This window comes from Arthrobacter sp. TmtSoilC51 (assembly GCF_055388015.1).
This window is the reverse complement of record NZ_AP035877.1, coordinates 5,087,808-5,109,427: the sequence shown is the minus strand read 5'-3', so window position 1 is coordinate 5,109,427 and position 21,620 is coordinate 5,087,808. Positions and strand designations below refer to the sequence as shown.

Here is a 21,620-nt window from a genome sequence, read left to right as displayed (position 1 = left end):
GTTCCCGAACTGTCCTGCCCCTATTAGCGGTCTCCCCGGCACCTGCCAATCCCGGTGACAACACTCTCAAGATCATCGATCGACAGAGGGTTGAAATCATGCCGGGACCAGCAGGCCAGCACACCCACATCCTGCACCAGGAAACGGGCTACGAAAAACGTAACGAGGGTTTGGTGGAGCGGGTCAGCATGTGAGTGAGGGTTTGGTGGAGCGGGTCAGGATGTGAGTGAGGGGTTGGTGGAGCGGGTCAGGATGTGAGTGAGGGGTTGGTGGAGCGGGTCAGGATGTGAGTGAGGGATTGTTTTTGCCTACCCCAGGTAAGGTCAACACAGTTCGCTGGCTTCAGCGAACATTCAAGGCGCCTGGCGCAATCAAACATCGAATAACAAACGCTATGGGGTGCAATTCGGCCAAACGCCAAAAAACCGGCGGATCCCACTCCCTCAGGAATGGCAGCCGCCGGCTTTTATTGACTAGCTAAGGAATTGAGCCTAGGACAAGACGTCCGCAAATTCCTTTTCGAAGAACTGCTTTGGCTTGGCGCCAATGACGGTGCTCTTCACTTCTCCCCCGCTGAACAGGTATACAGCCGGGATGGACGTGATGCCGTATTCGGCAGCGATGGCAGGATTGTCGTCGACGTTGAGTTTCACGACGTCAACCTTCTCGCCGTATTCCACGGAGATCTCGTCGAGGATGGGGCCGAGCTTGCGGCAGGGACCGCACCACTCCGCCCAGAAGTCCACGATGACCGGCTTCTCGGAAGCCAGGACATCCGTGCTGAAGCTTGCGTCAGTTACGTCTTTAGCGTTGCTCATAACTTTTCCCTTCGTATGGTTGCTGGTCTGGTGAAGCTCAGGAGTGCAGGTCTGCGAGGTAGTGCTCGACGTCGAGGGCCGCCACGCAACCGGAGCCCGAAGCCGTAATGGCCTGGCGGTAGGTGGGATCGATGACGTCACCTGCGGCAAACACACCCCTGATGTTGGTCCGGGAAGTCCGGCCCTCAACGGCGATGGTTCCCTCGGAGGTCAGATCAACTTTGCCCTTCACGAGTTCCGTGCGGGGATCGTTGCCAATGGCTACGAAGACGCCGGTGACGTCGAGTTCGGATTCGGTACCGTCCACCAGGTTTTTGAGCTTGAGGCCCGTGACCTTGTCTCCGCCGAGGACGTCCTCCACAGCAGTGTTCCAAATGAAGTTGATCTTCTCGTGCGCCTGGGCACGGTCGCCCATAATCTTGGAAGCCTTCAGGGTGTCGCGCCGGTGGACCACTGTGACTGACTTTGCGAACTTGGTCAGGAAGAGAGCTTCTTCCATGGCGGAGTCGCCACCGCCGATAACGGCGATGTCCTGGTCCTTGAAGAAGAAACCGTCGCAGGTTGCACACCAGCTAACGCCGTGGCCCGACAAGCGCTTCTCGTTCTCAAGTCCAAGTTCACGGTAGGCCGAACCGGTGGACAGGATGATGGCCTTCGCCTGGAAAGTCTCCCCCGTGCCGATGGTGACCGACTTGACGTCGCCGTCGAGGTCCAACTGGGTGACATCCTCGAAGAGAATCTCGGTGCCGAAGCGGGCTGCCTGCTTTTCGAAGTTTTCCATGAGGTCGGGACCCATGATGCCTTCGGGGAAACCCGGGTAGTTTTCCACGTCCGTGGTGTTCATCAATTCGCCACCAGCAGTGACGGAACCGGCAATGAGCAGAGGCTTCATGTTGGCGCGGGCGGTGTAAACGGCGGCTGTATAACCGGCAGGGCCTGAACCTACGATGATGACATCACGCACCTGCGATGCGCTGTTTTCTGCAATGCTCACGTGGCGTGAACCTCTTCCTTAGTCGATGCTGCGGCTTTCGGGGCAGCCACCTGACTCAACCCCTGTAACGGTCCAAATATTCCGTTGGATTTGGAGAGCCTAAAACCCACCATCATTCAGGGTACCGTCTGGAGGCTCGGCCAATCGAAGCGGGGACGCCGGATGACCGGGAGCCACATCAGTCACGATGCGGGGTGCACATGCAAAAAAGTAGGTAGCCAATGCTGTGGGGCACATTGGCTACCTACTAAGCGGGTGCAGAACGAAACTACTGGACCGTGACCTCGGCCAAACGCAGGCCAAATCCGAACTGCGTCTTGGGAGCTGCAAGTTTAGGCAGTGTCTTGATGACCACAATGACGTACTGGGTTTGGGTAGGCGCAGCCAGCGGCATGGTCAGCTCCGGTGAGGTAAAGCTGTTGGTGCCGACGAGCTTGGCGCCGTCCATCGCAGGACGATCGTTGGTGTAAACGCTGATGCTTCCGCCCGAGCCACCCAGCTGGTTGAGCACCACAGACTTGACCTCTGCCGGCTGCTTAAGCTTCACCACCAAGGGCATCTCACCCGAGAGTCCACCCCAGTTGGCCGTAGCGAACTCCATGTCGGACCAGTAACTCGCCGGGTTGCCATCAAATGCTTTGGGAAGGTCTTTGTCGAACGATGCGGCGAAGGGGAAATCACCGAGGCGCGTAATCCCATCGATGGCCGGAGGCGTTGCTGGGGCTGCGGTCTCGCTGGGCGTCGGTTTTTCGGATTCGGAGCCCGTTGACGGCGTGGACGCGGCCGTTTTGTCCGAAGCTTTTGGTGCGCCGCTCGGCAGGAGGCTGCCCAGGTTGGTGACTGCCAGGACGAGTCCCACGATCAACACAGCCGCAAGCAGGCCGCCCACGAGCCAGCGCAGGGAACGCGGCTCGCGTTCAGGGGTTTCGTCCTCGTAGACCTCTTCGTCTTCGTAGTCTTCAGTAGCAGCGGCCGACGCCGGGAAGCTGGTGGGAGCACGATCGTAACCGGAGTCTGAGGTACCTCCACCGGTGGCTTGGGCGCCGCCCCCGGCGGCGAGGCCATAGTCCTCTTCGGACCACAGAGACACCTTTGGTTCTCCGGCAGGCTCGCGGCTCGGTGTGGGCTGCGAGGTCACCGGTTGCGAAGCCACGGGCTGCGAAGAGACGGCTTGGGTAGGCGGCTGAACCGGGGCAACAGGCGGCGTTTCAGCAGGTGACGCCCCGGACGACGGCGATGGCACAGCCTGTGTCCGCGGCTGGGTTCCCGCGGAAGCCCCACTCGCGGCAGCCCCGGCGTCGTGGTTCTTGGATCCGGCGTTCTTCAGCGCGGCAGCGGCGGCAACGCCGGCCGCCCCGGCACCAGCCGCAGCGGCAGCAAGTTTTCCAGCGAGGCCACTCTTGGCCGACGACGGGCTGGATGACGGCATAGGCGGAACGCTGCCGGCCGGCGCAGCTGGTGCCTCGTGGGCAGCATCCGAGTCCGATCGAACCGGATAGCCACTTTCGTCGTACTGGATGTACTCGGCCTCGTGCTCATCATCTTCGTAGAGGCCGTCATAAGTTTCTGGCTCATAAGTGCGCGGCTGGCCGAAGATCTCGCTGCCGAGGGTTTCCGTAAAGAACGGTTCCACATAGGGCGGATTCGTGGCGACCACGAGGTCCAGGAGGTCCGGTGCGGTGCTGTGGTTGGTGATCAGGTAAGTGGTGTTGTCGCTGACTCCGAGGTCCAGGATCTGGACATGTCCGGGGCGCTCCCCCGTGGCAACTTCGCGGGCGCTCTGTGCTACCTGCTCGGCATTTCCGGGACCGGCAACGAGGATGCTGACGGGGCGGTTGAGGACCTGGTCCACGCCGTCGAGCACCAGATCTTGGTCATGCGAGGTCAATACGGTGGCCGTGACCTTGTAGCGGCCGCCAAGCACTGATCCGACGTCGATCGGGTGGGACACGTGTTCCTCCTAGGCTGTCCGGGAGCTGCGGGTCCTGCACGCGGTCAGCCCGGCGAGCCGGTTGTACCGCTTTTGCAACTACCTGTATTCATTTCTAGCCTAGCCGATTGCCGCCCGACGCCCACGTTGACGGCACCGGTTCACTTTCTCCGCTTCCGCCTTGTGTGCTGTGCAGCGTCCCGGGTGGCTGGAAAATACGGATTGTGCCCAGGGTCGCCTTGGTAGGTGCGCCGGCCTGGCAACGGGACCTGTGGGCGGAACTTGCCGCCTTGGGCCGTGCTGGGCACGTCCTCGTCGGGCAGGTAGGTCTTGGGAGCATCCTGCGCGTCCGGGGTGGGCGAAGGAGCATGCGTAGGCTCCACAGCCGGGCCGGCCCTGAACGAGGCAGCATCGAACTCGCCCGAGATGCGCGGAATCAAGCCTGTATCGTCCGAGACCGTGGCGCGTGCCGCCGTCGTGGGTTCGGCAGCGGCCCCCGCGACGGCAGGTGCGCCGCGGCCAAAGCGGCCCATCAGCGGACGCATGAGGTCGCGGAGCTCGGTGACGTGGAAGACGCGAAGCAGTAGCAGATAGGTCACCAGCATGACGGGTCCAACGACGACCACGGTCACCAGGGCGGCGGGCCGGCTGCTCCACGCAAAACCGTCGGCACGGTAGCTCCCCAGGAGCCAAAGCGCCAGGGCGCCCGCAATCGCCGAGCCGAGGCCCGCGTAGCCCATGCGGATGTACGAGTTGGCGATGCGTGGGCCGTCCAGATGTCCCAGCATCCTGCGGAGGAACCACACGCTGATGACTACGGAAAGTATGTTGCCCAAGGTATAGAGGACGGCGATCGCATAGATGATCTGGCCCACCGGCAGGAACTGGATGATGAACGCACCCACGACGTAAACCACGGCGAGCAGCAGCTGCACATAAAGGGGTGTGCGCGCGTCCTCGTTGGCGTAAAACACTCGGGACATCATGAAGTTCGCGCTCATGAAGGGAGTACTCAGAGCCAGGATCGTGAGCGTCTGGGCGAGCATAACGCCGTCCTGTGGCTTTCCACCGGAGAAGAACATGCCCAACGGACCGGCCAGCGCGAACAATGCCAGGGCGCCAAAAACTGTTGCGACAGCCATGGTGCGCAGGCCATGGGAGAGGGCGTCGCGCAGCTCGGCCTTGTTGCCGTCCTGCGACGCGCGCGTCATGCGGTTAAAGAGGACGGTAGCCAGCGACAGCGCGATGATCGAATGCGGCAGCAAGTACAGCTGGCTTGCGACTTCGAGCACTGCGTTACCGGGCAGCGTGGATGCCGCAGTGGTTTGCCCGGAGTTGTCCAGGCGGAGCCGCTCGGCGCCGGGAATGGTGGCGATCTTCATGACGTACAGGAATGCCAATTGCCCGACGGCGGCAGTCAGCAGCGTCCACACGCTCAACTTGGCTGCCTGGCCAAGTCCAACACCGCGCCAACCGAAGCGGGGCCGCAGGCCCAGCCGCAGCCTCATGACGGGGATCAGCAGGATGGCCGTTTGGGCGATCACACCGAACGTGGAGAACCCGGCAATCAGGAAGGTCTGTGTTGGTCCCCAATTATCCAGCGTGTGCGGGTTGGTGTAGTTGGCACCCAGGATCCAGATGAACATGCCCAGGCCGGCGATGGCCACCACGTTGTTGAGGATGGGAGCCCACATGGCGGGGCCAAAGGCACCGTGCGCATTCAGGACCTGTGTAAGAAGTGCGTAAAGGCCGTAGAAGAAGATCTGCGGGAGGCACCAGAATGCGAAAGTTACCGCCAGGGCCTTCTGCTGTTCCGAGTAGCCCTGGGTGGTGAGGTCGATAACTATGGGCGCGGCGAGTGTCACCAAGGCCGTCAACGCCAGTAGCACCAACACGGCCAAGGTCAGGAGTCGACTTATGTAATCGGCGCCGCTGTCCGCCCCCTTACTGGCCTTAATGATCTGCGGGACCAGGACGGCGTTAAACACGCCACCGGCCACCAACAGGAAGATCAGGTTGGGCAGGTTGTTCGCGTTGATGAACGTGTCATTGACCGTGGAACCAAGCCCGAGGGCGGCGCCGAGCATCCACGTTTTGGCGAAGCCAAGGAACCGGGAAACGAGCGTGCCTGCGGCCATGATGGCGCTGGAACGTGCTTCTCCGGATTGAACGGACTGAGTAGTTTTGGCTTCAGACATCGCCTTTATCGTCCCATGCACCCGGGTCAGAGGTGCTCGGGAAGCACTTCCCGCGCCAAATCGGCGATGCGGCGTTCATTCGGGAAAGACAATTTGCGGGCCAATTCCTGGATGGGAACCCATGCGGCGTCCACGGCCTCCTGGTCCGGATCATTCTCGATTGTGAGCTCGCCGCCGGTGGCCTGAAGCAGGAAATGGTGCACAGTCTTGTGGACCCGGTGGCCGCTCACAGTGAACCAGTAATCGATGCTCCCCAAAGGTGCAAGGATGCTTCCCTCGATGCCGGTTTCCTCGGCGATCTCACGGACGGCGGCTTCCTCGTTGTTCTCCCGGCCTTCCGGATGGCCTTTGGGCAGGCACCATTCAAGCCGGCCACCCCTATTAAGGCGGGCGATAATCGCAACCCGGAGTTCGCCGTCGGACGTGTCCACCACGACGCCGCCCGCCGAGACTTCCTCCACAGTGGGAAGCGAGGCCTGGACCGGGTGCTGCGGGGCAGGCGCGACGTGGGCGCCGATTGCCGAAGGCAACGGTGCGTTCGTCCTCCTGCCAGGAGCGCTCGGGATCGGATTGGCCATGAAGTCCACTCTAACGACTCTTGCCCTCCAGTGATGACCGGGACATGGCCACAAGATGGACGGCAGGAGACACGCGTGACGGGTCCGCTGGTTTTCGGATGCAACTGTGGCCCAATGCTGCTCAAAAATCTGCCAAGCTTAAGGAACTATGGCGCACGTATTGGACAGCTCTTCAGTTAACTTCACCATCGATCCGGTGGTACTCGACCTCGGGCAGCGCTTTGTCGATGCCGGCTTCGAGCTGTCCTTGGTTGGTGGACCTGTGCGCGACCTTTTCCTGGGGAGGAACTCCCCGGACCTGGACTTCACCACCGACGCGACACCCGACCAGACGATCTCCGTCATCAAGAAATGGGCGGACAACTTCTGGGAAATTGGACGCGCCTTCGGCACAATCGGGATGAAGAAGAACGGCTTCCAGATCGAGGTCACCACCTACCGTGCCGAAGCATACGATCCCGATTCGCGTAAGCCCGTAGTCGCCTTTGGCAATTCACTGACCGAGGACCTGCTCCGCCGCGACTTCACCATCAACGCCATGGCCTTGCGCCTGCCGAGCCTGGAGCTGGTGGACCCGTTCGGTGGCGTCCGTGACCTCCACGCCTCCGAACTCGCCACGCCCGGTGCGCCTGAGGCGTCCTTCTCCGATGACCCCCTGCGCATGATGCGTGCAGCGCGGTTCGCGTCCCAGCTTGGCGTGTCGGTTCACGACGACGTCCGGCTCGCCATGTCCCAGATGGCCGATCGCATCAAAATCATCTCAGCCGAGCGGGTCCGCGATGAACTGGTCAAGCTGATCAACGGCGCCCACCCGCGCGTGGGGATCGATCTCCTGGTGGACACAGGGCTTGCCGAATTTGTCCTTCCCGAGGTCTCCGCGCTTCGCCTCGAAGCCGATGAACACCACCGCCACAAGGACGTGTACCAGCACTCCCTGCAGGTCCTCGAACAGGCGGCCTCGCTGGAAACCGGCCCGGACGGTGCGGTTCCAGGCCCCGACTTTGTGCTTCGTTTCGCCGCTTTAATGCACGACGTCGGCAAGCCGGCTACGCGCCGGTTCGAACCGGGCGGCGCGGTGAGCTTCAGGCATCACGACGTTGTGGGTGCGAAGCTGACAGCCAAGCGAATGAAGGCCCTGAGGTTCGACAATGAGTCCATCAAGGCAGTGGCGCGACTCGTGGAGTTGCACATGCGGTTCTACGGTTACGGAGACGCCGGCTGGACCGATTCTGCCGTCCGCCGATACGTGACCGACGCCGGTCCGCTGCTGGAACGCCTGCACCGCCTGACACGATCCGACGTCACCACGCGTAACCAGCGCAAGGCCGACCGATTGTCCTTCGCCTACGATGACCTTGAGCATCGAATCTCTGCCCTCTTGGAACAGGAATCGTTGGCAGCTGTCCGGCCTGACCTTGACGGAGCGCAGATTATGGCGCTTCTGGGGCTAAAGCCGGGTCCCGTTGTCGGCCGGGCCTACAAGTTTCTTCTCGAGGAACGGATGGAACACGGACCGCTGTCTCCCGAGGAAGCCGAGAAGAAGCTCTTGGCGTGGTGGGAAGCGCAACCCGAGTCCGCCGTCGTCGATCCTTCAACCGAAACTGCCGCAGAAACCAAGGAGTCCTAATTGAACGCCGCGATCTCCCCGCGTCCGCAACTCTGGATCCTTCGCCACGGCGAGACGGAATGGTCCAAGAGCGGTCAGTACACAGGCTTGACCGACCTTCCCTTGACCGTTGAGGGCGAACAGCAGGCCGTTGAAGCACGCAAAGTCCTTGAAGGCATCGATTTTGACCTCGTTCTGACCTCTCCACTGCGTCGCGCCCGCCGCACGGCAGAACTGGCCGGCTTTCCCGACGCCGTACACGAGCCGCTGGCAGTCGAATGGAACTATGGCGATTATGAGGGCATCAGCTCCGACCTCATCCGCAAGGACAACCCGGACTACCTGATCTGGTTCGACGGCGTGCCCAACGGCGAAACGTTGGACGAAGTAGCTGCCCGCGCCGACAAGATCATTGGACGTGTCCTGGAGTCAGGAATGGACAATGTGTTGGTAGTGGCACATGGCCATTTCTCACGTATTCTCACGGCCCGTTGGTTGGAAATGGATGCAAAGGAAGGCCGCCACTTCATTCTTGGAACAGCCAAGGTGTGCACGCTTGGCTGGGATAAGCGGACGCCGGCGATTGTCCGCTGGGGTCTCTGAGAACGCGAATTTAGAAAAACTTTGGCTAAATAGCGAATTGTGCTGGCCAAACTCCAAGTTCATGCGGTAGCTTATATCTTGTTCCCAGAGCGACCCGCCGGGAACGAGGCGCGCATTACCCCGGTTAATCAGTCGGACATAATGCCACAGCAAAGAAGGAGGTTGGGAGAAATGATTACTTTGACTAGCGGATGGAATGTGACCGTTACCGCTACCCCGGCCTCCTGCGCTGATCGACGCCATTTTTCGAAGCACTGACCACTCCCTGAACCATCGGACCGGCTCCAACGCCGGCGATCTTCATGGCCACCCGTCCGGGGTGGCGTTCTGAGTAGCCAGTTGTAGGCGCAGACCCACGCAACAAGCCGCGGGTGCGCAGTTTCCCCAAAGTTCGGAACCAGCTTCTTGTTGGGGACGGCTGCAGGAAGCACACGCAATTGTGCACGATCATTCGTGCTTCGGCATCGGTCTGCTTACTCCCCCTATTAGCGTCGGCTATTTGTGTGCTCTTTTATGCCTTGATTTCTCCTGAATTCAATTGGCTTTATTTGCTGTGCCCAATTCCGGCAATTTTCTGCAATGAAAGGAGGTGAACCACATGCCAAAGCGCCCCAAGGACCTGCGCTTCTACAAGAGCAGCGATGCTCCCAAAGAACGCACGCTGTTCAACGACCAGCTGCTCAAGCAAGGTCGTGAAGACGTCTTCGTCGTCCTGCACCAGATGGGACTCATCCGTTGATGACCTTCAGCCCTTCCGAAGGAGTTTCCGGTGCCGCACATGCATGCTGAACCGTAGGAAGCCCACGCGGCTGCGCGTGGGCTTCCCCCCTTTTAAACTGGCTGGTCAGCGCCCTTGCTGCTTCGTCACCGCCACTTTGGTGGCGATACTCAAGCTGGCTGACTGTAAGCTCAATTCATGCAGGAGACGAAGCCGCACAGGCAGCGAAAACGTGCCCGCTTTGTGGTTCCAAGCCGCAGCGACTCCTTGCTTCGCAACTTCACGGAGATTGTGGGCGGACCCTTGGGCCGCCACTCGTCTCCAGGAAAGGTCTCCCCCGCGCCGTTCACTGTTGAACGGGTACTGGTTATCCTCACCGTGATAGCGGCCCTCCTGGCCGTGCTGGCAAAGGACTATTGCCGCGTCAACGGCTGGGAGACCCCAACACAGTTTTACGCCACGTGCTACTCCGACTTCCCCGAACTCTTCCGGAACCGCGGACTGGGCGATGGAGTCTTCCCCTTCTTCACGCAAGGAAGCTTGTTTGAGTACCCGGTCCTCATGGGGATCATCGCAGGCCTGACGGCTCTGCTCGTACCCGGCCAGGGCGTAAGCAACGAACGTATTCTGGGTTACTTCGACGTCAACGCGACGCTGATTGTGGCGGTATGGATTATTACCGTCCTCCTCACCGCCCGGATGAACAAGCGGCGCCCCTGGGATGCGGCGATGGTGGCCCTTGCCCCGGGAATCGTTCTTGCCGGGTTCATCAATTGGGACATGTGGGCGGTGGCACTGCTTGCGTTGGCCATGTACTTCTTCTCCCGCGACAAATTGGTCCTGGCGGGAGTCTGCATCGGACTGGGCACGGCCACCAAGCTCTATCCAGTCCTGATTCTCGGCGCTATTTTGGTGCTGGCACTGCGCAGCGGTCGTCTACGGGTGTTCTTCACGACTGCCGCCGCTGCCGCTGCCTCGTGGCTGGCGGTCAACCTCCCCATCGCCGCAATGAACCTTTCCGGCTGGCGCTACTTCTTCGAATTCACGCAGGACCGGCCCGCCGGATACAGCTCGCCCTGGTTCGCGTTCAACCTCGTGGCCGATCGGCTTCAATGGACCCAACTCAACGCTGCCACTATCAACTCGCTAGCGCTGAATCTGTTCGTCATTGCTTGTGTATTGATCGGCGCCCTGGCTTTGGTGGCTCCGCGGCGTCCGCGCATGGCCCAGCTGGCGTTCCTGATTGTGGCCGCATTCATCCTTACGAACAAGGTCTACTCCCCCCAGTTCGTTATCTGGCTCATCCCGCTCCTTGCCCTTGCACGGCCGCGCTGGAGGGACTTCCTGGTATGGCAGGCCGCCGAAGGACTGCACTGGGCTGCCATCTGGATGTACCTGGGGCAGGCGACCAGCGGTGGGCCCGTACAGCACAACATAGACATGTCCTACTACGTCCTGGCTGTGGGTCTGCACATGGTTGCAACGGCCTACCTGATGGCGAGGGTGGTGGCTGACATCTGGGACCCGTCGCAGGATCCCTTGCGTGCACTGGGTGAGGATGATCCCCATGGCGGGCCCTTCGAGGGCACCAAGGATTGGCTCAGGATCGATGTCCTCCATCCGTCCGCGTCAGTTCTCCCCTGGCGTTCAAAGGTTGAGCCTGCCGCGCCTACAGCACCCCGACACATGGAGGTTGGTAGCGATGGCTGATGTCGCCGTCGTCGGTTCTGGTCCCAACGGCCTTGCCGCCGCAGTGATCATGGCGCGCGCAGGCTTGGACGTGCACGTGTACGAGGCCGCCGAGGCCATTGGAGGCGGGACACGGACCAGCGAGCTGATCGAGCCGGGATATCTGCACGATGTATGCTCCGCGGTGCATCCAATGGCACTGGCGTCTCCCTTCTTCAAGGAATTCGACCTCGCGAGGCGCATTGAGCTGCGCCTGCCTGAAGTCCAGCACGGCACCCCCTTGGACGTGGGTGGAGCGGCTCTCGCATACCAGTCCTTGGAACGGACATCCATGGAACTCGGGGTGGACGGCCCTGCGTACCGTCGCCTGATGTCGCCCCTCCTTGCGCGCCTCAACGGGGTGGTGGACTTTACGTCGAACCAGTTGCTCCGCATGCCCAAGGATCCTCTGGCGGCTCTGCTATTTGGCCTCGCGACCCTTGATCAGGGAACACCGATCTGGGGTCGGCGCTTCCGGGAAGAGGCTGCTCCTGCACTGCTGACCGGCGTGATGTCGCACGCTTTGGGCTCACAGCCATCGCTCAGTTCGACAGGCGCCGGACTCTTGCTGGCGGTCCTGGCTCACGCGGGCGGATGGGTGGTGCCCGTTGGCGGATCGGCAGCTATCGCGCGTGCCATGGCAGACGACATCACAGCCCACGGCGGAACGATCCACACCGGTGTGCGTGTGGATTCCTTGGACCAGGTCAGGCCGGCAAAGGCTATCCTGCTGGACGTTGCGCCTCCGACGCTCGCCCGCCTGGGCGGTGCTGAGATTCCTGAAAACTATCGTCGGGCGCTGGATACATTCCGCTTTGGGAATGCGGCCTGCAAAGTGGACTACATCCTGTCCGAACCTGTTCCTTGGCTCGTACCCGGGCTGAAAAGGGCTGGGACGGTTCATGTGGGCGGTTCGCGTTTGGCGATGGCTGAGGCAGAGAATCTCGTAGCGCTTGGCAAGCATCCCTCGGAGCCCTATGTCCTGGTCTCCCAGCCCTCGCTGGTGGATGCTTCCCGTGCACCGGCCGGCAAGCACATTCTCTGGAGCTACTGCCATGTGCCCGCTGGATCAGACGTAGATATGGCCGAAGCCGTGACGGCACGGATTGAGCGGTACGCGCCCGGCTTCCGGGATGTTGTGGTGGCCTCAAAGACCACGACGGCGGCAGAACTGGCCGCGTACAACGAGAATTACGTGGGCGGTGACTTCAGCGCGGGCCTCTTGGATCTACGGGGCTTGGTGCAGAGGCCAGTAGTGTCCAACGTGCCGTGGCGTACGCCCATGCCCGGGGTGTATTTGTGTTCTTCATCCACCCCGCCCGGCCCTGGTGTGACGGGGATGCCCGGGTACCATGCGGCGAAGCATGCCCTCAAGGACATATTCCATGTGCCGGTACCCGGGCTAGGCCTGACTGTCGGTTAGCTAGTTCGCAGCAGTGAAGCGCGCGCGGCGGTGAGCCGGGTTTTCGATCTCATCCAGCATGGCAACTGCGTAGTCCTGCGAGGAGATGCTGCTGCCGGCAGGCGAATCCTTGGCCACGATGTATTCGCCGGTACGCTCGCCCGGCTGAATCACAGGGGCGGGCGCAAGTACGGTCCAGTCGACGTCCTCGGAGGTCTGCTTGACTGCTTCCAGTGCTTTCGCGGCGGTGGTGGCTTCCGCCTTGTATGCCTCGGGGAAGTCCGGCGAGTCGAGGAGCCGGACGCCGTCTACCTCGAGGGTGCCTGCACCGCCAACGATCATCAGGCGGGTTCCTTCGGCGTTGCTGTAAGCCGTGGCCATGGCATCGAGCCACTCTGCATGGTCGCCGCCGGTGCGGCTTGGACCCGTAGCCAGCACAACGACGTCGTGTTCCTTTGCAACGGAGGCGAAGGCCTGGGCATCCGCCAGATCGGCTACTTGGGCGGTTGTGCCGGCGATCTCGGCACCATTGCGGGAGATTGCCGTGACTTCGTGGCCGCGGGTGATGGATTCGTTGACGATCTGGCTGCCGACCATGCCCGTTGCGCCGTAGACTGCGATTTTCATTGCTCTCCTATGGGTTGCTATCCTTGCAATGACCCAACGGTATCCATTGGATACTGATAGCTTCAAAGGAACTGAGTTACCTCGTGGATACCAATGCCTTACCAGGCAACATCCTGGACCCCAATTGCCCCTCCCGCGTCATCTTCCAAAGGATTGGCGACAAGTGGGCGTCGCTGGTCATTCAAGTGCTCGGTGACGGGCCGGTCCGCTTCTCGGAGCTGCGAAAGATGGTTCACGTTGTCACCCCGAAGGTCCTCACCCAGACGCTGCGTGCCTTGGAGCGCGATGGGCTCATCACCCGGACCGTCCACGCCCAGGTTCCACCGCGTGTGGACTACGGACTCACGCCGATGGGTGAATCCCTGTTGCAGCCGTTATCGCTGCTGCGCGAATGGGCCGAGAGTCACGTCCCCACCATCCTGGAAGCCCGCGACGCCTACGACGACGCGCAGGACGAAGCGCTCCTCAGCTCCCCCTAGTGGGGCTGGGCGGACGGGACTTGGGCGCGGCTGATTCGTCCGTCGCGCATGGTCGCCACGGAGTCTGTGAGGGGAAGGAATTCGGCATCGTGCGTGACCATGACCGTTGCAGTCCCGAACTCGTCTGTCACCCTCCGCAACAGCCGGACGATCGATTCGCTCCGTTCGTGGTCCAGGGCTGCGGTGGGCTCATCCACCAGGAGCACGGTGGGGCTGCCCATGAGCGCCCGAGCGATATTCACGCGCTGGCGCTGCCCGCCGGATAATTGGTGTGGCCGTTTGTGCGCAGATCCCGCCAGGCCGACGACGTCGAGTAACGCTTCGGCTTTCGGGCGGGCACTGCGGGCCGTTTGGCGGCGCAAATGCTCCCGGATGAGCAACTGCTCGACGGCGGTCAGTGCCGGCAGCAGGTTGGGTTGCTGGAAGATGATGCCCACCTCGTCCCGGCGCAGGGCTGTGCGCTCGGCCTCCTTCAGGGCGGAGACGTCCTGCCCGTCGATGATGACGATTCCGGCGGTGGGTTTCACGAGCGTGGCCGCCACGGCGAGCAAAGAGGATTTGCCGGAGCCGGACGGGCCCACGAGGGAGAGGAACTCACCCTTGGTGACTGCGAGATCCACGGAGTCCAGGGCTTTGAGGGTGGAACCGCCGTCTGGGTATTCGAGGGAGATGTTGACCAGGTTCAGTGCTTTACTCACGGTGTATGCCTTTCAAGGAATGTTATTAGTTGCCGCCGAGGGCCAGCAGGGGATCCACTGTGGTGACTTTGCGGACAGCCAGGACGGCGCCGCCCAGGCCAAGGATGACGATTCCCGCCACCGGCAGCAGCGTGGTCAGGGGAGTGATCAGGAAAGGCGCCGCTTGGGCAGCGAAGACTCCCCCGGCCAGGCCAATGGCACCACCCACGGCTGTGCCGGCCAGCAACACCAAGGCAGCTTGGGCCAATGCATCCCGCAGGACGTAGCCCGAGGAGGCACCCAGCGCTTTGAGCACGGCGATGTCGCGGGTGCGCTGCACGGTCCACACGGTCAGGAAGGCCACGATGACCAACGCCGAGATGCCGTAAAGAAATGCCTGCATGAGCATGAGCGAACCGTTCTCGCTCTTGTAAGAGCCCAATGCTTGGAATGAACCCACGGGATCCGTGCTGACCGTGCCAGCCGCGGCGTTGGCGACGTCGAGATCCACGGAAGTTCCGGCGTCGTGCGTTAAAGCGATGACGGTGGCGGTGCCGGGCGAGGCGTGGGCGATGGATCGCCAGGTATCCAGGGTTGTCCAGACCACGCCGGTGTGTGAGTACCACTGGTCCTCCACGATGGCCGAGACAGTCAGATCTGTCCCGCCCACACGGACGCTGCTGCCAGCCTCCAACGCCAGTTCCTTTGCCAGGGATTGCCCTACGACCACGGTCCCCCCATCCACAGCGGACGGAGCTAGCTTGCCGCCAAAGACTGCGACATTCGCCGTGCCGCTCGGAGTGCCACCGTCACCCAAGGACTGGAAACGGGTTTGGCTGATTCCGAGCGCCTGGGCGGAGGTGACGCCCGGCTGTTCCCGCCACGACTCAACCTGGGTTGTGGACACCTCTGACTCCGTGTACGACGCCTTGGGCTCACCGCCGGCAGGTGCGCCGAAGACAATCTGCTGGGCGGGCAGGGCTGCGATGGCCGACGTCGACTGGTTGCCCAGTCCCGCTGTTAGCCCGGACAGCATGACCAGCAGCAGCGTGATCAGGGCGACGACGCTGCCCATGAGCGCAAAGCGTCCCTTGGCGAAACGGATGTCGCGGATGGCAAGAAACATCACAATCCTTTGTTTGTAGGCGGGCTTGGTCCCGGTCCCATCAACTCTTCCGGCGATGGCCCGGCGGGACATCAGGAGCCGGATGGATTGGCAGGCGCCGTGCGGTTGATCGAGCGATCATCCGAATGGTTGATTCAGGCCTCAGTACGCCGATTCCGGGCGGTTCGGGAGATTGTCGCGGCTACGCTGGAAGGCATGCAGTCCCCCACCGGCGCCGCCACAATCCTTCGCGTGCTGCGCGTCTGCCTGCACGTGGGCTTCGCGGTGTTGCTGTTGGTGGCGATCGTGCGTTTGCTGACCGGTGTTGGATCCGCCGGGACGCCCTCTCCCGTGGCTGTGGTGGCTGGACTGGGATTGTCCGCTCTGTTGGCCCTCATCTATCTCTCCGGAACCATCCTGGAGAAACGCCACGCCGGTAATGCCTCCAGCTTCGATCCCACACCGTACTCAGGCTGGTGGCTCGGGACAGTGATGCTGCTGTGGCTGCTGCTCCTGCTGGTCAGCGGTGACTTTGCATGGGTGGCCTTCCCGCTGTTCTTCCTGCAATTGCACCTGCTCCCCCGGCGGCTGGCATTGCCCGCGATCGCAGCGAGCACTGCCCTGCTGGTGGGCGCCTTGTGGTTTCACGCCAGGGGACTATCCGACGGCGGCTTGCAGCTCGCCATGGTGCTGGGGCCGGTGTTCGGGGCCGGTTTCGCCGTGGTGACGGGGCTGGCCTACCGGGCTTTGTTCGTCGAGGCGGAGAACCAGCGACTCGTGGCTGATGACCTGCGCCGAACCCGCGCCGAGCTCGCGCAAACCCAGCACGATGCCGGGGTCCTGGCTGAGCGCGAACGGTTGGCCCGGGAAATACACGACACCTTGGCACAGGGGTTCTCCAGCATTGTCCTCATGGGCAGGTCGGCGGAGAAAGCGCTGGAGGGCGGCGACGTGGCGGCCGCTAAGGAGCGGCTGAGGATTGTCCAGGACACGGCATCGGCCAACCTGGCGGAGGCTCGGAGTTTTGTACGGGGACTGCGTTCACCGGATCTTGAGCAGTCTGGACTGGTGGACACTCTGCGGCGGCTCTGCGAAAAGACCGAGACCGAGGCCGCTGCCCGGGGTACGGCCTTGCGTTGCCGCTTCGAGCTGGTGGGCACGCCTGTGGAGCTACCCAACACGTACCAGACCACCCTGCTCCGGGCCGCCCAGGCTTCCCTTGCGAACGTATGGGCGCACGCCCACGGGCGGTCCGCCGTCGTGACCTTGTCCTTCCTCGGCTCGGAGGTGACGTTGGACGTTTTCGACGACGGCATCGGTTTTGAGCCGTCGACGGCGGCCGATGCAGCGCGCGGCGACGGCACCGGCGTCGGACTTCAGAGCCTCCGTGAAAGGTTGGCCGCGCTGGACGGCAGCCTGGACGTTGAGTCAGCGCCTGGCGAAGGAACTGTGGTGGCCATTCGGGTGCCCCTGCCGGGTGGGTCGGAGTGAGCGACATCCGCGTCCTACTGGTGGACGACCATCCTGTGGTTAGGGCGGGGCTTCGCGCCATGCTCGCCGACTTCCCAGGTATCAGCGTCGTAGCCGAAGCCGCGGACGGCGATGCCGCGCTGTCCGAACTGCGAAAATTGCACGCACTGGGTGAACCCGTGGACTTGGTGCTCATGGACCTGCAAATGGGCAGCGGCATGGACGGCGTCACGGCCACGGAAAAGATCAAGGCCGGCGAGGCCGGAACTCCCCCGCCGCCTGTGCTCATCCTCACCACCTACGACACCGACGCCGATATTCTCGCCGCCGTTGAAGCCGGCGCGAGTGGCTACATGCTGAAGGACGCTCCACCGGAGCAGATTCGGCAGGCGGTGGTCTCCGCTGCTGCGGGCCAAACCGCGTTGGCGCCGGAGGTCGCGGCGCGTCTTATGGGCCGGATCCGGAACCCCTCGCCGGCTTTGAGCCCGCGGGAGATTGAGCTGCTGGAACTCCTGGCGACCGGACTCGGTAACCGGGCCATTGCACGGCAACTCTTCATCTCAGAGGCCACGGTGAAGACGCACTTGGTCCACATTTACTCGAAGCTTGGCGTGGTTAACCGCACGGCAGCCATCGCCGTCGCGACGCAGCGAAGGATCATCCGCGGGCAGTAATTGGGTGCCAATTTTGGTGAAACGGTTGACCTTTCGCCCGCGAGCAGTGACGATTGGTGCACGTTTCGTTATGAGTTAGATCACAAACTGTCACTCGTCGAAAGTTGGCCCCGCATGTCCTCACCCTCCATGGGTCTATCCGGCGCTGCCCTGAACAGCTCCGGACGCACCAGAAAAGGCTCGCTAGCCAAGAAAGCCGCGTCCCTCGGCCTCGCCTCGCTGCTTCTCGCAGGCGGCATCCCCGCCCTGACCTTCGCAACGGCAGCAAATGCCGCTCCCGGAGATCCCGCCACCATCAAGACAGTCACCCCGGAAGTGCCTGTCGACGCAGCCGGAGTACCCCTCGGAGCGGTGACCGGATTCACCCAGTCCGGAAACGTCGTCGACCTCTCCACCGAGCAGGGCGCCATCCGCGTCACGTTCCTGGACGACGGCAACTTCCGGCTCGAAGCCGACCCCAGCGGCAAGTTCACGGACCCCGCCAACACCGACCAAGGAGACCCGGCAAGAACCGCCAACATCGTGGTGGGCAAGGACAAGTTCGCCGGCACCACCCCGACCATCACCGACGGTGACTGGCTGGTCCTGAAGACCGCCAGGATCACAGTCGAGATCAACAAGGCCACCACCCAACTTCGCGTGCTGAGGGCAGACGGTTCCCTGGTCCTGGAGGAGTCTGCCCCCATCACTTTCGGGTCGAATTCCGCCACGCAGCACCTTGCCCAGCAGGACGGCGAGCAGTTCATCGGCGGCGGCATGCAGAATGGCCGGTCCGTCCACACCGGCGCCCTGATCAACATCGCCCGGAACTTTGACTGGGATGACGATGGCTATCCCAACGCCGTTCCGTACTACATGTCCTCCAAGGGGTACGGCGTCCTTCGGGACACTTTCGCCCGCGGCTCCTACAACTTCGGCGGCCAGCCCACCACCACGCATGAAGAGAAGCGGTTCGACGCCTACTACTTCGTGGGCGACTACAAACAGTCCCTGAACGCTTACACCACGCTGACCGGCAAGCCGATAATGCCGCCGGTCTATGCCTTGGAATACGGCGACGCCGATTGCTACAACCGCTCCAACCCCGGCTATTCGTCGTCCGGCTTTGGCGATCCCGACGGCGCCAAGCAGCGTACGCCCGACGCCATCAAGACGGCACGGAAGTTCGTTGAGAACGATATGCCTGCCGGCTGGATGCTGGTCAATGACGGCTACGGCTGCGAATACCAGCAACTCCCGGAAACAGTGAACAACATCGAGGAAGAAACTAACCTCAAAGTTGGCCTCTGGACACAGCGTTCCCTCACCAACCAGGAGTACGAAGTTGGCGAGGCCGGAGTACGGCTGCGCAAGCTTGACGTCGCTTGGGTGGGCCAGGGTTACCGCCAGGCGCTTACCGGTTGCGAGGCCGCGCACGGTGGCATCGAACAGTATTCGAACGCCCGCGGCACTTCACTCATGGTTGAAGGCTGGGCCGGCTCCCAGCGTTGCGGCATGCAGTGGACGGGCGACCATTCAGGAAACCTCGACGCCGTTCGCTGGCAGGTCTCGGCCCTCACCGGTGCTGGAAACTCGGGATTGGCATTCACCACCGGCGATGTGGACGGCATCTTCGGCGGCTCGCCCGAGTCCTACGTCCGCGACCTTCAGTGGAAGGCCTTCGCGCCGGCGCTCTACTCAATGTCCGGCTGGGCGGCAACGGACAAGCGTCCGTGGCTCTACGGCGACCAGGCCACGGCTATCAACCGCCAGTACCTGCAACTCCGCCAGCAGCTTATGCCGTTCATCTACACACTCGCCCACAACGCCTCTGACACAGGCGTCTCGATGATGCGCTCCATGGCTCTGGAGTTCCCCGATCAGCAATGGTCCTACGGTGCCGAGGCGAACAACCAGTTCATGTTGGGCTCCGATTTCCTTGTGGCTCCGGTTTTCACCCAGACGGACGTCCGCAACGGGATCTTCCTCCCCGCTGGCGAGCAATGGGTGGATTACTGGACCGGCAAGCTCTACCAGGGCGGCCAGATCCTCAACGGCTACAACGCGCCACTGGACAAGCTGCCGGTCTTCGTCCGTGCCGGAGCAGTGGTGCCGCAGGGCATCGTGGCACGCAACGCCTCTTTGGTCCCGGAAGACTCCATGATCACCTTGGACGTCTTCGCACAGGGCAAGAGCGCCTTCACGCTCTACGAGGACGACAAAGTAACCCGCGAGTACAAGGACGGCAAGGCCTCCAGCCAGCTGTTCGAAGTGAATGCTCCGGGCAAGGGTGACAGCAGCGTCAAGGTGACCATCAATGAGCGGAAGGGCGACTACAACGGCAAGGCCACAGCTCGCCCCTACCAGCTCAAGGTCCACGCCGGGGCAGCGCCCAAGGATGTCATGATCGGCGGCACCAAGCTCGCTCAGCACAGCAACAAGGATGCCTATGATGCAGCATCAACCGGCTGGTACTTCGACGAGGCCAACAACGGCACCGTCTTCGTGAAGACCGGCTCCATCGCCTCCAACGCGTCTGCCACGATCCAGCTTCAGCAGGCCGGCGCGCTCGGTGGCAAGAGCCAGGAAGACACCGCTGCCGAAGTTCGCGTCACAACGGGACAGCAGGTATTCCAGGACCAGGAAACCACTGTTACGGCGGCGTTCGTCAACACCGGTAGCAAGGCCAAGACCAATGTCGTGATGTCAACGGTGCTGCCGGAGGGCTGGACCGTCGTTTCTTCCTCCGGAACCACTGCAGCCAAGGTCGAAGCCGGTGCGTCAGCCACCGCCACGTTCGTCATCTCACCCGGCTCCAGCGCTAAGGCGGGACAACAGACCGTGCGGGTCTCGGCGTCGTACGATGCCTCTGACTCAAGCGAGCAGTCGGTGACGGGCGCTAACCAGATCTACGTCGCATACGGCTCGCTGGCGGCGGCATACAACACCGTTTCCGTCACTACTTTGGCTGGCAAGGCGCTCGGAAACTTCGACGGCGGAGGGGCCACCTTCGCTGCCGAGCAGCTGGCTGCCGCTCCCATTCCCGCGGGCGGCGTACGGCCTGGCAGTACTGTGACGGTGGAAGCGGGCACGCCCAAGCAGGTGGAGTACACCTGGCCAGCGGTGGGCCCGGATGTCCCCAACTCTGTAGCGCTCTCCGCACAGACGATCGCCGTCAAGGGCAAGGGAACGCACTTGGCCGTCCTCGGATCGGCCGCTGTGGGCAACGGGACCAGCCCGACCCTGACGCTGACATATACCGATGGAAGCATGGAAAGGCAGTCCATCTTCTTCCCCAACTGGTTGCAGCCATCGGTGCTCAACGGGGCCGTGGTGGCGGTGTCCGAACTGGGCCGCAACAACGCCAACGGTCCGTCCCCGGAATATACGCAGTACAAGTACCAGGCGTTCTCCAACACGGTCCGGCTCAACCCCACCAAGGAACTGGCGTCCGTCACGCTGCCCACAGACACTCGGGTGAAGTTCTTCGACTGGAAGGTGACATCGCAGCCGCTGCCTGGCGTGCCGCACGGCTCGGTGTACGCCTCCGAAACCCCGTGGGTCCAGGCCCTCAATGGCTACGGCGTGATAGGTAAGAATGTGGCTAACAAGGACTCGGCGTCGTCGCCTGACAAGCCTTTGGCCATCAATTACACCGACCCTGCCAGAGGCAAGCAGCCGGTCTTCGCCAAGGGCCTGGGTGTTCATGCCGCATCCAAGATCACGTACTACCTGGGCGGCAAATGCACGGCGTTTACCTCGCAGGTCGGTCTTGAGAGCGGCTTTGGCGGCAACATCATCTTCAAGGTCAATGCCGACGGCGTGAACAAGTACCAGTCGCGCACGTACACTCCGGGGTTCGCTCCGGAGTCGGTGTCCCTGGATCTGACTGGTGCGGCATATGTGGAGCTCGTTGTGGATCCGTCCGGTTCCATCAACGGCGCGCATGGCGTCTGGGGTGATGCCAAGTTCACCTGTGCCCCGTAATCTGACTCTCCAGAGCCCGCCCCGCCCCGCTCCATTGGGCGGGGCGG

At 62.3% G+C, this 21,620-nt stretch carries 17 protein-coding genes; 9 read left to right on the top strand and 8 right to left on the bottom strand.

The window, feature by feature from the left end:
* Positions 1 to 491: 491 nt before the first annotated feature.
* From trxA to ACZ5G6_RS23415, 5 genes are all read right to left on the bottom strand, one after another.
* Complete coding sequence (gene trxA, locus ACZ5G6_RS23435) at positions 492 to 818, bottom strand: thioredoxin (RefSeq protein ID WP_216924410.1); 327 nt, start codon at positions 816 to 818, stop codon at positions 492 to 494.
* Between the two features lie 37 nt (positions 819 to 855).
* Positions 856 to 1,812: a thioredoxin-disulfide reductase gene (gene trxB / locus ACZ5G6_RS23430; RefSeq protein ID WP_498688545.1), complete on the bottom strand. Its 957-nt coding sequence runs from the start codon at positions 1,810 to 1,812 to the stop codon at positions 856 to 858.
* Positions 1,813 to 2,080: 268 nt separating this feature from the next.
* Positions 2,081 to 3,763 (bottom strand): ABC transporter substrate-binding protein, encoded by a 1,683-nt coding sequence (locus ACZ5G6_RS23425; RefSeq protein ID WP_498688543.1) that lies wholly within the window; start codon positions 3,761 to 3,763, stop codon positions 2,081 to 2,083.
* A 140-nt stretch (positions 3,764 to 3,903) separates the two neighbouring features.
* Positions 3,904 to 5,940, bottom strand: a complete 2,037-nt coding sequence (murJ, locus tag ACZ5G6_RS23420) for a murein biosynthesis integral membrane protein MurJ (RefSeq protein WP_498688541.1) — start codon at positions 5,938 to 5,940, stop codon at positions 3,904 to 3,906.
* A gap of 26 nt (positions 5,941 to 5,966) precedes the next feature.
* On the bottom strand, positions 5,967 to 6,470 hold the full coding sequence (locus ACZ5G6_RS23415; protein WP_090822121.1) for an NUDIX hydrolase: 504 nt from the start codon (positions 6,468 to 6,470) through the stop codon (positions 5,967 to 5,969).
* Positions 6,471 to 6,666: 196 nt separating this feature from the next.
* Between ACZ5G6_RS23415 and ACZ5G6_RS23410 the strand changes: the two genes are divergently transcribed.
* The 5 genes from ACZ5G6_RS23410 (at position 6,667) to ACZ5G6_RS23390 (ending at position 12,596) form a co-directional block, all read left to right on the top strand.
* Entirely contained in the window at positions 6,667 to 8,145 is a 1,479-nt protein-coding gene (locus tag ACZ5G6_RS23410) for a CCA tRNA nucleotidyltransferase (protein WP_498688540.1), read from the top strand.
* Positions 8,146 to 8,727 (top strand): histidine phosphatase family protein, encoded by a 582-nt coding sequence (locus ACZ5G6_RS23405; protein ID WP_223935170.1) that lies wholly within the window; start codon positions 8,146 to 8,148, stop codon positions 8,725 to 8,727.
* A gap of 598 nt (positions 8,728 to 9,325) precedes the next feature.
* Positions 9,326 to 9,466 carry a hypothetical protein gene (locus ACZ5G6_RS23400; RefSeq protein WP_223935169.1) on the top strand — a complete coding sequence of 47 codons (141 nt, stop codon included), beginning with the start codon at positions 9,326 to 9,328 and terminating at the stop codon, positions 9,464 to 9,466.
* Between the two features lie 177 nt (positions 9,467 to 9,643).
* Positions 9,644 to 11,155: a glycosyltransferase family 87 protein gene (locus tag ACZ5G6_RS23395; RefSeq protein WP_223935168.1), complete on the top strand. Its 1,512-nt coding sequence runs from the start codon at positions 9,644 to 9,646 to the stop codon at positions 11,153 to 11,155.
* Positions 11,148 to 12,596 (top strand): phytoene desaturase family protein, encoded by a 1,449-nt coding sequence (locus tag ACZ5G6_RS23390; protein WP_223935167.1) that lies wholly within the window; start codon positions 11,148 to 11,150, stop codon positions 12,594 to 12,596. Before ACZ5G6_RS23395 ends, ACZ5G6_RS23390 begins: the two co-directional genes overlap by 8 nt.
* On the opposite strand, the gene ACZ5G6_RS23385 is transcribed toward ACZ5G6_RS23390, so the two are convergent.
* Positions 12,597 to 13,202, bottom strand: a complete 606-nt coding sequence (locus ACZ5G6_RS23385; protein ID WP_498688538.1) for an NAD(P)-dependent oxidoreductase — start codon at positions 13,200 to 13,202, stop codon at positions 12,597 to 12,599. It lies immediately after the preceding gene.
* Between the two features lie 83 nt (positions 13,203 to 13,285).
* Between ACZ5G6_RS23385 and ACZ5G6_RS23380 the strand changes: the two genes are divergently transcribed.
* Positions 13,286 to 13,681 carry a winged helix-turn-helix transcriptional regulator gene (locus ACZ5G6_RS23380; protein WP_223935165.1) on the top strand — a complete coding sequence of 132 codons (396 nt, stop codon included), beginning with the start codon at positions 13,286 to 13,288 and terminating at the stop codon, positions 13,679 to 13,681.
* On the opposite strand, the gene ACZ5G6_RS23375 is transcribed toward ACZ5G6_RS23380, so the two are convergent.
* Complete coding sequence (locus tag ACZ5G6_RS23375) at positions 13,678 to 14,379, bottom strand: ABC transporter ATP-binding protein (protein WP_498688536.1); 702 nt, start codon at positions 14,377 to 14,379, stop codon at positions 13,678 to 13,680. The two genes, ACZ5G6_RS23380 and ACZ5G6_RS23375, sit on opposite strands and share 4 nt — an antisense overlap.
* A gap of 25 nt (positions 14,380 to 14,404) precedes the next feature.
* The gene (locus ACZ5G6_RS23370) at positions 14,405 to 15,484 is read right to left on the bottom strand and encodes an ABC transporter permease (RefSeq protein ID WP_223935163.1); all 1,080 of its coding nucleotides are present in this window, start codon (positions 15,482 to 15,484) and stop codon (positions 14,405 to 14,407) included.
* 195 nt (positions 15,485 to 15,679) lie between these two features.
* Here ACZ5G6_RS23370 and ACZ5G6_RS23365 point away from each other — a divergent pair, with 195 nt between their 5' ends.
* From ACZ5G6_RS23365 to ACZ5G6_RS23355, 3 genes are all read left to right on the top strand, one after another.
* Entirely contained in the window at positions 15,680 to 16,954 is a 1,275-nt protein-coding gene (locus ACZ5G6_RS23365; protein WP_498688535.1) for a sensor histidine kinase, read from the top strand.
* Positions 16,951 to 17,607, top strand: coding sequence for a response regulator (locus ACZ5G6_RS23360; RefSeq protein WP_498688533.1), 657 nt, complete (start codon positions 16,951 to 16,953; stop codon positions 17,605 to 17,607). The genes ACZ5G6_RS23365 and ACZ5G6_RS23360 overlap by 4 nt, the downstream gene beginning before the upstream one ends.
* A 114-nt stretch (positions 17,608 to 17,721) precedes the next feature.
* Entirely contained in the window at positions 17,722 to 21,573 is a 3,852-nt protein-coding gene (locus tag ACZ5G6_RS23355) for an NPCBM/NEW2 domain-containing protein (protein WP_498688531.1), read from the top strand.
* Positions 21,574 to 21,620 lie beyond the last annotated feature (47 nt).

Coding starts and splice junctions, on each gene's coding strand:
- trxA (WP_216924410.1), bottom strand. CDS start 818: ATGAGCAACGCTAAAGACGTAACTGACGCAAGCTTCAGCACGGATGTC.
- murJ (WP_498688541.1), bottom strand. CDS start 5,940: ATGTCTGAAGCCAAAACTACTCAGTCCGTTCAATCCGGAGAAGCACGT.
- ACZ5G6_RS23410 (WP_498688540.1), top strand. CDS start 6,667: ATGGCGCACGTATTGGACAGCTCTTCAGTTAACTTCACCATCGATCCG.
- ACZ5G6_RS23400 (WP_223935169.1), top strand. CDS start 9,326: ATGCCAAAGCGCCCCAAGGACCTGCGCTTCTACAAGAGCAGCGATGCT.
- ACZ5G6_RS23395 (WP_223935168.1), top strand. CDS start 9,644: ATGCAGGAGACGAAGCCGCACAGGCAGCGAAAACGTGCCCGCTTTGTG.
- ACZ5G6_RS23390 (WP_223935167.1), top strand. CDS start 11,148: ATGGCTGATGTCGCCGTCGTCGGTTCTGGTCCCAACGGCCTTGCCGCC.
- ACZ5G6_RS23385 (WP_498688538.1), bottom strand. CDS start 13,202: ATGAAAATCGCAGTCTACGGCGCAACGGGCATGGTCGGCAGCCAGATC.
- ACZ5G6_RS23370 (WP_223935163.1), bottom strand. CDS start 15,484: ATGTTTCTTGCCATCCGCGACATCCGTTTCGCCAAGGGACGCTTTGCG.
- ACZ5G6_RS23365 (WP_498688535.1), top strand. CDS start 15,680: ATGCAGTCCCCCACCGGCGCCGCCACAATCCTTCGCGTGCTGCGCGTC.
- ACZ5G6_RS23355 (WP_498688531.1), top strand. CDS start 17,722: ATGTCCTCACCCTCCATGGGTCTATCCGGCGCTGCCCTGAACAGCTCC.